The sequence below is a fragment of the Paenibacillus sp. S02 genome, assembly GCF_019454065.1.
Taxonomy (GTDB): Bacteria; Bacillota; Bacilli; order Paenibacillales; family Paenibacillaceae; genus Paenibacillus; species Paenibacillus polymyxa_B.
In genome coordinates this window covers 2,151,001-2,163,866 of record NZ_CP073682.1, presented here as the reverse complement: position 1 = coordinate 2,163,866, position 12,866 = coordinate 2,151,001, and the positions used below count along the sequence as shown (strand labels likewise).

General features: G+C 44.4%; 8 protein-coding genes. 4 read left to right on the top strand and 4 right to left on the bottom strand.

Annotation, left to right across the window (positions count from 1 at the left end):
• The first annotated feature begins 1 nt into the window (after position 1).
• On the top strand, positions 2–1,201 hold the full coding sequence (locus KAI36_RS09605) for an MFS transporter (protein WP_220027606.1): 1,200 nt from the start codon (positions 2–4) through the stop codon (positions 1,199–1,201).
• Positions 1,202–1,294: 93 nt separating this feature from the next.
• Here the strand turns inward: KAI36_RS09605 and KAI36_RS09600 are convergent, their stop codons facing one another.
• Positions 1,295–2,605 (bottom strand): MFS transporter, encoded by a 1,311-nt coding sequence (locus KAI36_RS09600; RefSeq protein WP_220027605.1) that lies wholly within the window; start codon positions 2,603–2,605, stop codon positions 1,295–1,297.
• 90 nt (positions 2,606–2,695) lie between these two features.
• The gene (locus tag KAI36_RS09595) at positions 2,696–4,414 is read right to left on the bottom strand and encodes a methyl-accepting chemotaxis protein (protein ID WP_220027604.1); all 1,719 of its coding nucleotides are present in this window, start codon (positions 4,412–4,414) and stop codon (positions 2,696–2,698) included.
• A gap of 270 nt (positions 4,415–4,684) precedes the next feature.
• Between KAI36_RS09595 and KAI36_RS09590 the strand changes: the two genes are divergently transcribed.
• Positions 4,685–5,638 (top strand): serine hydrolase domain-containing protein, encoded by a 954-nt coding sequence (locus KAI36_RS09590; RefSeq protein WP_220027603.1) that lies wholly within the window; start codon positions 4,685–4,687, stop codon positions 5,636–5,638.
• Between the two features lie 142 nt (positions 5,639–5,780).
• On the opposite strand, the gene yicI is transcribed toward KAI36_RS09590, so the two are convergent.
• On the bottom strand, positions 5,781–8,105 hold the full coding sequence (gene yicI / locus KAI36_RS09585) for an alpha-xylosidase (protein WP_220027602.1): 2,325 nt from the start codon (positions 8,103–8,105) through the stop codon (positions 5,781–5,783).
• 181 nt (positions 8,106–8,286) lie between these two features.
• Here yicI and KAI36_RS09580 point away from each other — a divergent pair, with 181 nt between their 5' ends.
• The gene (locus KAI36_RS09580) at positions 8,287–9,207 is read left to right on the top strand and encodes an AraC family transcriptional regulator (RefSeq protein ID WP_220027601.1); all 921 of its coding nucleotides are present in this window, start codon (positions 8,287–8,289) and stop codon (positions 9,205–9,207) included.
• 15 nt (positions 9,208–9,222) lie between these two features.
• Here the strand turns inward: KAI36_RS09580 and brnQ are convergent, their stop codons facing one another.
• A complete protein-coding gene (gene brnQ / locus KAI36_RS09575; protein WP_220027600.1) occupies positions 9,223–10,581 on the bottom strand; it encodes a branched-chain amino acid transport system II carrier protein in 1,359 nt (452 codons plus the stop codon).
• A 974-nt stretch (positions 10,582–11,555) separates the two neighbouring features.
• Between brnQ and KAI36_RS09570 the strand changes: the two genes are divergently transcribed.
• Positions 11,556–12,830, top strand: coding sequence for an oligosaccharide MFS transporter (locus KAI36_RS09570; RefSeq protein ID WP_069291668.1), 1,275 nt, complete (start codon positions 11,556–11,558; stop codon positions 12,828–12,830).
• Positions 12,831–12,866 lie beyond the last annotated feature (36 nt).

Genomic DNA, 12,866 nt, shown 5'->3' with positions numbered 1-12,866 from the left:
TATGCAACAAAGCAAGCAACCTCTTTGGACCAAGGAATTTATTGTTCTTACGGTTTCCAATTTATTTTTGTTTTTGGAATTACAGATGATTCTATCCTCTATTCCTTCTTATGTGAAAAATACATTCCACGCTAGTTCCGTTCAGGTTAGTCTCGTTACCACTTTATTTGCTTTAAGTGCGATTGCGGCACGGCTCTTTTCCGCCCGTATGCTGGAAAAAGGGCATCGCAGCACTCTGATCTTCGTGGGGCTGCTGTTTGCATTGGCAGGAACGCTGGGGTACAGTGTTTCGCCGACGATTACAGTGCTGCTGCTCATGCGGATGTTATTCGGGATCGGCTTCGGTATGAGCAGTACGGCTTTTCCAACGATGGCCTCTGACGTCATCCCGTCCAAGCGCCTTGGTGAAGGAATGGGGTATTTTAGTTTATCCACCAGTCTAGCGATGTCGATTGGGCCGACCATTGGCATCTCAATGCTGCAATACGGGAGCTTTAACCTGCTCGCCTATACAACAGCAGCTGTCATTATTGTTATATTCCCTTTGGCTTACTGGCTCATTCGTACACTACCCAAAGGGCACATCGAACCACCTATGGTTCCTTTGGAAGAAGGGCGAAAACCGGCATTTAACCGTAAATTGTGGGTTCCCGCTTTGTTGAACATGCTGATGTCTATCACATATGGTGGGTTACTCGGCTTTATGGCGCTTTACGGGGATGAAGCAAATCTGGCGCACCCGGCCTACTTTTTCCTGTTTAATGCAGTATCCGTGCTTATCGTGCGTCCCTTCTCAGGCCGTATTTATGACAAAAAAGGGGCAAAAGCACTGCTCATCCCCGGCTCCCTGTTTTTAATTGGCGGTCTGATCCTACTTTCCTACGCGCACAGTGATGTCTTCATGTATATGTCTGCTCTTTGCTACGGTATCGGGTTTGGTGTCATGCAGCCGACCCTGCAAACCTGGATGATTCAGGTCGTGTCTCCTAAACAGAGGGGCATGGCAAACGGTATGTTTCTCAATTCCCTCGATTTCGGGGTTGCAGCCGGAGCGCTTATACTTGGCATTATCGCCAAAGCAAGTGATTATGCGTGGATGTACCGTCTTTCCTCGCTGTTTATTGTACTATTCTTATTAATCTATGTCATACAAATCGTCGCAAGCCGTAGGCCTAAGACGCATGTCCCTCTAGAAGGGTAAGACTATGATTTACAAATGAATATTAGTATATACTTGCTCAGTTATCAAAAGCACCCGTTGCCATGATTTCATGGACAACGGGTGCTTTTTCATTTATTTCGCAGGAGTTTTGCGTCTTAGCTTGGAAGAAAGAGGCTTTTCTCGGGCCACCCCTGTTAGCTCCTCATTTACACTCATACGGTCACTGGATTTGTCATCTGTGGGTTCATCCTGCTTGGGTTTGACCGCAAACAGCATCAGCAGAGCTGCAATGCCTCCCACTGCGGCCATCACGCCAAAGAGCAGACCATGTCCACTGCGACCCAGCAGCAAGGAAACAACCGGAGGACCTAGCGATACCCCGACAAAGCGCATGCTGCTGTACAACGAAGTAATGGTTCCGCGCTCCTCTTTTTCAATTCCCTTCGTAATCAGGGCATCCAAACAAGGCAATGCGAGCCCAATTCCGCCGCCCCCTAACGTAAACAACCCAATCACCGCATAAATATGTTGAAAAAATCCGAGAATGGCAAAGCTGATCGTCAATATGGCCAAACCGCTGAAACCGATCCATTTCATGCGCTTTTTGTGCTTGCCGATAATCTTGCCTCCTACATAAGAGCACAGACAGAGGGAAATAAGCGGAATGGCCAGCACAAAACCTTTCCAGACTCCACGGAGGTTGTAACGACTTTCTAGTATGTCGGATAAGTAGAACAAGACGCCAAAAATGACAAACATGCAAATACCGCCCATAGCGAAAATAGCATAGAGCCAGCGTCCTTTTTCAGCAAGCACCCGCTTCACATTTCCCACAAACTCTCGAAACATAATCGGTTGGTTCTTACGTTTGGGCGCATGGATCAGCCAAAGCACCAAAATGAGCGAAATCAGACAGAGGCCTGGAATTACTGCCAATGGCAAAAACCATAGAACTGCTCCCAACGAGGCACCGAGGATCGGACTTAACACTTTACCGAATGTGTTGTAGGTCTCGACTACGCCCAGGTTCTTGCTGGCCTCATCCTCGTTCTCATACAGATCACCTACAAGCGGAATGACTATAGGAAAAGCCCCTGCCGCTCCCGCACCCTGAAGTAGACGGCCTCCAATAATGGTCCAGTATGCTGCCGAATCGTGAAGCAGCCATGCTCCCGCCGCAGAAATCCCCCCTCCAATCACAGTCAGAATCAGACAGGGAACAATCACCGCCTTACGGCCAAATCGGTCGGAGAGATAGCCCGCAATCGGTATCAGTAAAATGGCCACCACCGCATATACTGTAATCAACATGCTAATCCGAAAAGAACTTACATGTAGCTTACGTCCGATTTCCGGTAAAACAGGAATCAGCATGGAATTACCCAGCGTCATCATCAGCGGGATGGAACCTAACGCAAGCAGATTCCCTTTATTTTGTTGCATCCCGTTACCACCTTTGCAAAAGTAATAACACAGCTGTTCTGATTCGTTCAACAAATGTTATTGTGTTTACATTGGTGGGGATTTATGCGGTTACACTTTAAATCCACCGACTCTTGCATTTAGCAGTTGCGACATATCCGCCAGTGTATGAATGGATGATGCAATTTCCTCCATGGAAGCCAGCTGCTCTTCAGCTGCCGCACTGACGCTCTGGGTTCCCCCTGCCGACTGCTCTGCTACTTCACGAATACGTTCTACTGCTTCCACCATGCGCTCGGATCCGCCGGACATCTGTTCTACAGACCGATTTACACTGTGAATCTGTTCGCTGACCAGTTGAATGGAACTTCCAATCTGACGAAATGCGGTTTCTGCGGATTGCATAACCTTTACGCCAGACTGCACTTCAACCGTCCCTGTCTGCATACTGGAAGCCACATTTCCAACATGCTCTTGAATATTTTGCACAAATTGTGTGATTTCTGCTGCTGAAACCGATACCTGCTCGGCCAATCTTCTTACCTCAGAGGCTACAACTGCAAATCCTTTGCCCTGCTCTCCGGCTCTTGCCGCTTCAATCGACGCGTTGAGCGCCAGCATTCCTGTCTGTTTGGCTATTCCGGTAATAACAGCTCCGATCATGCCAATCTGTTCGGCCTGTTCACTAAGTGAACGTACAGCACGTGCAGAGCTGTCTACACTTTCGCTTACCTTCTCCATCTGACGCATAGCCTGACCTATAGATTGTTCTCCTGCTTCTGCATCTTTAGCGGCTGTATCAGACAACTCATACACCTGCTGGCTCGTAGCTGCAATATGCTCCAGTTCGTGGGCTAGCTCTTTTACGGTATCTGTAGTTTGTGTAATATCATCGACCTGATGCTCCATACCAGCCGCTAGCTCTTCCATTACACCGGAAGTATGACGATTGGCCTGATTCATTTCCTCTGTACTTACGCTAACCCGCTCTGCGGTTACGGTTAATGTACGCGCCGTATCCTGAGCATCCACAATAATACTGCGGAACCCCTCAATAAGCTTGTTGTAGGAGCTTGCAATCATACCGATTTCGTCTTTGGACGTAATATCCAGTCGGCTACGCAAATCTCCCCCTCCTTCAGACATTTCCAACAGCTGCTCATTCATATGGTGTAATGGACGAATAGAACGAATCAAAACGATGGATTGAACAATACTGTAAATGATAACTAGAAGTCCTACAATACTCGTAATCAAAGATGTATTCGTCATCGTTTGATGCGCTTGCTGTACTTTCACCATTACCATATCTTCTTGAGCTTTGACAAAGGCTACTACCTTGGTATCAAGTTGCTTACGCAACACCCGTTCGTTTTCAAAATCATCGAGCAAATCAGAAAATGGCGGGAAAGCATCGTCTCTTGTACTCTGATACCCCGCTGTAGTCAGTAAACGATGAACTTGATTCATGTAAGTATTAATCCCTGTCTTGAGATCAGTCATCTTTTTCTTAGAATCCTCATTACCTGTATTAAGCAGAGCTTCTGTCTCCTGTAGCAACTTTGCAACTTCACTTTGCTTGTTTCCGATCTCTCGCCCGTACTGTTCATCACGAGTTAGCAAATATGCCCGCTCATCATTAGATATGCCGTTTAACAAAAATTGAAGAGACTTCGAGTTATACGCAATAGCCTCTTCTCGATTCATAATATCCTTGTACTCATTCTCACTATGTACGCTTAAAATGTAATTGGTCAGCAGCATAGCCGCAATCACACTCGGAATCAGTATCGCGCTAAGAATCATTTTGGCCTTAATTGTTAAATTCATGAATCGGTCCCCCAGTTATTTCTGAATAAAATGTCCAACTTACTATATATCGTTTTATTCGATTGTTTTTTTGAATGAAACAGAAAAAGTGTATAGATTTTTAAATATATTTGTGTCTATTTAGTGAACATATATATCTTTTTTAATATGAAAGAACAAAAAAATTCAAAATTAGTAAATGAACTGTTTTCAGTTTGTACTCTTCGAATTTTGGACTATTAAAATGATATACTATGTATTGCTATGCCATAAGCCTCAAGGAGGATCTGCATGAAAAGTCTGGAACTCAAACCGCTTATTCACGTGCTTAACGAATTGGAAACCCGCAGCTGCCTTATTGAGCAGCAGGGTAACATGATCATGAATTACTATCGTGAACCTCAAATTGCTAATGAACTCTATAAAATAAATTCCTGTACCAAAAGCGTGATTTCCGCATTAGTTAGTATCGCTATGGACCAGCAACGGGGACCGAAACCGGAGACGCCGATCCTCGAATTCTTTCCCCAGTTGGCCACAGATAGTGATTCTCGTAAGCGTGATATTACGATTGAACATCTGCTGACGATGTCCGCAGGCTTTAACTGGACGGAATTTGGCGGACAAAATTCTTTTCCTACCATGAGCAAAACGTCAGACTGGGTGCAATTTGTGCTTTCACAGCCATTATCAGATGTGCCAGGTAGTCGAATGGAATACAGTTCTGGCTGTTCTCAACTTTTGGCCACCATACTACGTAATGTTTCTGGACAAACAGTTGCTGAATTTGCCGAGCAGCAATTATTCCAACCGCTCGGTATCGAAAGCTATCATTGGGAAACCGATCCTCAGGGTACTCATACGGGTGGATTCGGACTGCATCTCAGGCCGATGGACATGCTCAAATTCGGGCGGCTTTATCTGAACGAAGGAGGCTGGGAAGGACGGCAGATCATCCAAACAGAGACAGTCCGATATTCAACCCGTCCGTTTCTTCCCGCTGCCAAACCACAAAAAGCATTTTACGGCTGGCACTGGTGGACTTCTTCCTTTTCAGATGAAACAGAGACAGGAACTGAAACGGACTATTTTTACGCTCTCGGCTTTGGTGGGCAATATATTGTTGTCGTCCCGTCGTATGACATGGTTGTTGTCGTTACCGCTGATAAATTCAAAAAGAAACGGACTCCTGTGGATATTTTCCGGCAGTATATTGTACCGCTGCTACTCCAGCAGAATGAATAGGAATAATACCGAAGCTAAAAGTTGCAACTGGTCTCTATCAAAAATCTGCATCAAAAAGGGCTTGCCTGTTGGATCAGGCAAACCCTTTTTTGCATATAATCGCTACATTGTGACATACTTCATCCACTTTCTAGCGCCTTACCTAGCCCAAGTGAATAGTAAGCTCTTGCTGTCCGCTGGAAGCTGGTGTAATGATTACACCCTGTTCTCCCGACTGGCTGCTGCCTTCCTCCACTTGAACAGCCTCGTGGATACCGCGCAGGACTATCGACCATGGTTTAACAGCACCTTCTGCCTTCACCGTAATGACAGAATCCTTGCGGCTAGCAGTAACCGTTAGCTCTTCTTCACCTGACGTATTCACGATAAACGTTCGAGCCTGTTGCCCCTCACCAAGTTCAAACAAATGAAGCGCCACTTGATCAGCATAATCATAATCCGGACGACTGTTCTCATGACCGATTGCCAACAGTGTGTTCGGCTTCACGAGCACAGGCAAAGTTGTAAAATCATGATGCTCGTTAACCCAACGACCACCTGACACGCTCTCATTCGTAAGTAAATTTGTCCACTTACCCTCTGGTACATAATACTGCACGTTGCCTTCTTTATTAAAGATCGGGGCTACCAGAATGGAATCCCCCAGCATGTATTGCAGATCCAGCGTTGCACAGGTTGGGTCCTGCGGGAATTCCAATACCATAGCCCGCATCATCGGCAGTCCCTTTACCGAGGATTCCACAGCAGAAGGATACAGGTATGGCATTAGCGAGCATTTGAGTTTTGTAAAGCTGCGCACCACGTCGACTGATTCTTCATCAAACAGCCAAGGCACGCGATAGGATTCGTTTCCGTGCAGACGGCTATGAGAGGACAGAAGCCCGAATTGTACCCACCGTTTGTACACGTCCGGCGCAGCCGTTAACTCAAAGCCGCTAATATCATGGCTCCAGAAGCCGAAGCCGCTCAAACCAAGCGACAAACCGCCTCGCAAGGATTCCGCCATCGACTCATACGTCGACGAGCAGTCTCCGCCCCAGTGAACCGGGAACTGTTGCCCCCCGGCTGTAGCGGAACGCGCAAATAACGCTGCTTCATTTTTACCCAGCTTTTCCTCCAGCACATCAAATACAGCCTTGTTGTACAAATGCGTATAATAGTTATGCATCTTCAGTGGATCAGAGCCGTCATGATATACCACATGGGTAGGGATGCGCTCGCCAAAATCAGTTTTAAAGCAATCCACCCCCTGATCTACCAACACCTTCAGCTTATCCTGGTACCATGCGACTGCAGCCGGATTCGTGAAGTCAACCAGCCCCATCCCCGCCTGCCACATGTCCCATTGCCACACACCGCCATCGGCAGTTTTGACCAGATAGCCATTCTCCATGCCTTCATCGAACAAAGTGGATTTTTCCGCAATATATGGATTGATCCATGCACAAATTTTGAGGCCCTTTGCTTTCAATCTCTGCAGCATGCCTTCCGGGTCTGGGAACATATCTTGATCCCACTGGAAATCGCACCATTGGTATTCCTTCATCCAGAAGCAGTCAAAATGGAATACCGAGAGTGGCAGATCTCGCTCAGCCATCCCGTCCACAAAATGGTTCACTGTCGCTTCATCATAATCTGTTGTGAACGAAGTGGTCAGCCACAAACCAAAGGTCCAGGCTGGTGGTAATGCAGGTTTACCCGTCAGCTTGGTGTAATTGTCCAGTACCTCTTTAGGGTTAGCTCCACCAATAATAAAATACTCTAACGATTCGCCGGAGACGCTAAACTGAACCTTTGATACATTTTCCGATGCAATCTCATAGGATACCTTTTCTGGATGGTTGACGAACACACCATACCCTTTATTAGATAGATAGAATGGAATGTTTTTATATGCCTGCTCACTGCTAGTCCCGCCATCTTCATTCCAGATATCAACCACCTGGCCATTTTTTACGAACGGAGTGAAACGCTCTCCAAGTCCGTATACGTACTCACCGATGCCAAGCTCCAGCTGTTCCCGGAAAAAAGGCTGATCCTGCGGGTCTGTAATATAGCCTGGTCCCCGATGTCCGCTGCCTGTGACTTTGCGATCCTCGACATAAAAGCCTACATCCCAGCTCTTCCCACGGTCGACTCGCACACTCAGATCGCCGCTTTTCAGTACCGCTACGTCTTCATCCACCGTAATGTCTACCTCTGTTGGCAAGGTGTGAATTTCAAAATTCGGTCCCTGATGGACCCGTCCCTTATGGTGGTTCAGACGCACCTGAATGACATTCGGCATAGGCGAGCTGTAGGTCGCTTTCAGCAACGCTCCGTTCAGCGTATCTCCTTTATGCTCGATCCGGTGGGTCGCTGCATATACCGTCATGGAAGCATCGTCCGTCACGATATCACGGATTTCAGCAGGATTTTGTATTTCATAGCCCTTACGAACCAACCAATAGCCATCTGTAAATTTCATCTGTTCCTTCCTCCGTCTCGATCTTTATATTCTTGATTCCAAATCGCTTGTTGGATTTTTTCGAAATCCTTACTATAATAATATTGATTTATGTAAGGGTTTACTTCTTTTATTTTGACGTATTGTATCAATATTTTGATGTTTTCTATATAAATCAGTTTGCGGAAAAGGAGTCATAGAAATGCAAAGAGAAATGTTGCGGGAAAATCGCATTCACGGCAATCCCATGTATCCGGTTAGCGTATATCCGAGCGTAGAGCAGCTAAATGGAAATAGTGTACTGGAGTCCCATTGGCATGAGGAGATGGAGTTTATCGTAGTGGAACAGGGGAGCGCCGTATTTCAGACGGATATGGTCTATACGGAGGTGAACGAAGGTGAAGCTCTTTTTGTCAACAGCGGTGAGCTTCACGCAGGTTATTTACAAAAAAGCGCTCGCTGCGTATTCTCTGCGGTGGTGTTTCACCCCGACATGCTGCACAGCCGCACGCAGGATACGGTGCAAACGCAGTTTATTGACCCATTTATCAGTAAAAAGCTTGTCCCTCCCCCTCACATTCGCGGCGTGCAGCCCTGGGAGCAAGAGGTGCTGGCTGCATTGCGACACATTATCACCAGCCATGAGCAGAATGCGCCTGCCCGTGAACTGGCGACCAAGGCGCAGCTCTATAGCACGATCGCCTGTCTGTACCCACACATGACCCCCGCTAACGGAGAGGATGTGATTATGGCGGGGCAACGCAATAAAGTTGAACGGATCAAAAAAGCGCTGGCGTATATTAACAGTCATGCTCATGAGCCTATACGTTTACGGGAGATCGCAGATGAGATTGGAATGAGTGAGGGGCATTTTTGCCGTTTTTTTAAGCAGATGGTTCAGAAAAGCCCGGTAGAATATATTAACTATCATCGGATTCAAAAGGCTTGCAGGTTGCTGGAGCAAAGTGATCGCAAAGTGGTTGATATTGCGCTGGATGTTGGTTTTGACAATCTAAGCTATTTTATTGCGACCTTTAAAAAATGGAACGGCCTGACCCCTTCGCAGTACCGTAAGCAGCACGAAGCAGATCAGGCGCTTGCTGTCCCTTATATAACAGACTAATATGCATAGGATAAATCATTTATTTTTTTTGGGCTTCATAAGTACTAAAATTATTTTTCTTCCTCTTAACTTAGTAAATATGTAGCCAGCTACGCCTCCTAAAACAGAGGGAATTAACCACCCTAACCCTACATTATATAATGGAAGAAGATGAGTGAAAAAATCATTAATTACATTAATTTTTATTCCAGCAGCATTCAAGCCATCAAATAAACTAATGATAAAGGTTAATATCAAACTGCCTTGATATACTTCTGACTTTCCTTTAAATACGGGATGTAAAAAAGTTAAAAATATTAGAGAAATAGCAATAGGATATATTGCCATTAATACTGGCGTTGAAACCTTAATGAGCTGTGTTAAACCTATGTTGGCTACAAGGGTACTAAATATAGATAACATGAGAGCAACTCTTTTGTAAGAGATTTTTGGAAATAATCCATGAAAAAAAGAAGAGCAGGAAGTGATAAGCCCCACACTTGTCGTTAAACAAGCTACTGTAATCATTAAGCCTAATAGAATAGAACCATATGATCCAAAATAATAGGAGGAAACCTTAGCTAACACCTCAGCGCCATTTCCTAAAACACCCAATTTTTCAACGCTAGAAGCTCCCATGTATGAAAGAGACGTATAGATAAAAGCTAAGAGTATAACCGCAATTGCTATCGCTTTGGCACAAATGATCATCAACTCTTTTTTGGAAGTAACTCCTCTATCCTTAATTGCATTCACAATGATAATTCCAAAAATAAAGGCTACAAGAGCGTCCAATGTTAAATAACCCTCTTGAAAGCCTTTGAAAAAGACATTCGATGTATAACCCTCCGCAGGTTCTTGGAACTTTCCTATTGGGTGAATAATAGCTACAATCACAAGTAATCCAATGAATGTCAATTTAATGGGTGTTAAAAACTTTCCGATTACATCAATAATTTTTGTAGGATTAAGTGATAACAAACATGCAACTGCAAAAAAAAGGATAGTAAATACAAAAAGTGCGACAGGATGATCTGCATTGTTTGAAAAAAAAGGTTTTACTCCAATTTCAAATGACACACTACCGGTTCTAGGAATTGCATATAAAGGCCCGATGGCTAGATAAAGAATGGTTGTAAAGACAATGGCGAATACAGGATGTACACGACTCGCTAAAGTTTGCAAATTGCTTTTGCCCGAAAAAACAAAGGCTGTGACGGCTAGTAATGGTAAGCCAACTCCGGTAACCAAGAAACCTGCATTGGCTATCCATACATTCTTCCCAGCCATTTGCCCAAGCATAGGTGGAAAGATTAGATTCCCTGCACCAAAAAATAAGGCAAATAGCATTGATCCTATAATGATAATAAAGGACGAAGAAACACTTTTCGACATAATAAATCCTCCAACTACGAATTCACAACATTTTGTTTTTATTCGTTTTCTCTTTAATTTGTATAATATATGTTAATAGGGACGTAGCCCATTGTTGCATCCAAAGAACGGTATCTGATTGCCTAGAGTATGTAATCTGGTGCTTTTCTTTTCACAAATAATGCTCAGTTCGATCTAAATGACCAGCACCAATCAGGGACAGCCATCCGCTCCCCCTTCTGACTAGTGTAGGAAAGTTTTTAATCAACGTAAACATGGCAACTATAAAGACTGCCGTATCCTCGATTCGCACCTACTTCTATCTGGATGTTAGCAATGTCTATTGAGCCCAGTGATAACCTGTGCCTTTAGGGTGAGTGGGTTTCGTCATAACTCGTCGTTACACAATACTCCATATACGATCACTGTTTCAAGTAACTTTGTACTTGCAAAATAAATCACTTCATCCCCTTGCTTTTACAATTATGATGCCCCCTATGTTTCTCCTCCTACTTAGTGAGCTTAATGAACTATAAGGGAATTTTACACTTAGGACTTATTTCTTATAAGACGTAGATGTAGTTACACACACCCGGTAGGTTTCGAAAAGTTTTTAATTACTTCAAACACCCATGTAACAGCATGTTCTCATGTTACTGTCATATCGCTTACATCAAGAACTACCGGGTTGCTTTGGGATAAGGAAAGTGAGTTAACTCTCAAGCGTTCGCTATGTTAGATTTCTTTAAAATCATCACATTCTTCATCTCTGTTCGAAAGAGTAATACATATCCATTTTGTATATTTTACCATATATAATCCATATCAGGATCGGCTGTTTTATTCGAATTATCAACTGATTGTAATAAGCACAGGAAATCTTGGGAAAATGCCCTATGGAAGCATCTGAATAATCCTTACAATTAATAGTACAGACAATGCATATTGACGTTGTATACAATTGGAGCCGCTACAATTTAAAGGGGTGCTTAAACATGATGAATTTGGCAAAACGCAACTATTGGTCTCTGAGTATTTTTAACTTCGCTTATCTGTTTACATGGTCTGCCGCCATGTCTTTTTTTGTCATTTGGCTGGGACAAAGCCTGGGAATTTCAGAAACCTATACGGGATTTTTATACGCGGCTAATTCAATCGTCGCCTTGATCATGCAGCCCCTGTTCGGTTACTTATCTGACAAGCTGGGCTTGAGAAAACATCTGCTGTACATACTCTTTACAATCCTTTTGCTCGTCGGACCCTTTTTTATCTATGTGTACGGTCCATTGCTTCAAACGCAGTTCGTCATTGGTGCCATTGTTGGTGCGCTATTTATCGGCCTAGTATTTAATGCAGGTAACGGTGTCGTCGATTCGTATATGGACAAAGTTTCGCGTAAATATGGCTTTGAATACGGGCGGGTTCGTATGTGGGGTTCACTCGGGTGGGCGGCGGCTACTTTTGTTGCGGGACGAGTCATCAATATCAATGTAAATCTGACCTTCTGGATTGCCTCGGTATCTGCCGTTGTTGCCATGATCTGCATCTTCCTGACCAAAGTCGAAATTTCCGGACAGGAGCAACAGAAAACAGAATCGTTGAAGCTAATTGATGTGCTGCATCTCGTACGTACCAAAAAGTTCTGGTTTCTTATGCTATTCATGGTTGGGGTGACCCAAATTTATGAGGTATATGACCAACAGTTTGCCACATACTTCGTATCACAGTTCAGTTCCAAAGCGGAAGGAAATCAATTCCTTGGCGATTTGAGCGCTGTGCAGGTTTTCCTGGAATTTGTGTTCCTTTTCGTTACCCCTTGGTTTGTAAACAAAACGACCGCCAAATGGGCATTAATTATTGCCGGGTCGATTATGTCTTTGCGTATTATCGGCTCTTCGTTGCCATTCGGTTCCATATGGGTAGCTGCAATGAAGATGATTCACTCCCTGGAGAAACCTCTTATTCTGGTGGCCATCTTCAAATACATTACCGTTAACTTTGACCAGCGCCTGTCCTCCACCATGTACCTGCTGTATTTGTTTATGGGCTCCCTGGTGGTTTCCATTTTCTCGCCCATTGTGGGGCATATGTATGAAGTATTAAATTTCCCGATTACTTATGTAATTCTGGGTTCCATTGCAGGCCTGTTCACCATCATATCCTGCTTTACACTGACAGCAGACAAGAAGAATGGGGAGCGGTATCTGGAGGAACGCCGTAAACAAGATCTGAAAAGAGCAGCCAAAAAAGCTGAAGCAGTTCATTCGTAATCTAATGGTTTGAGCTTAAAAAAACAGCGGCAGTCT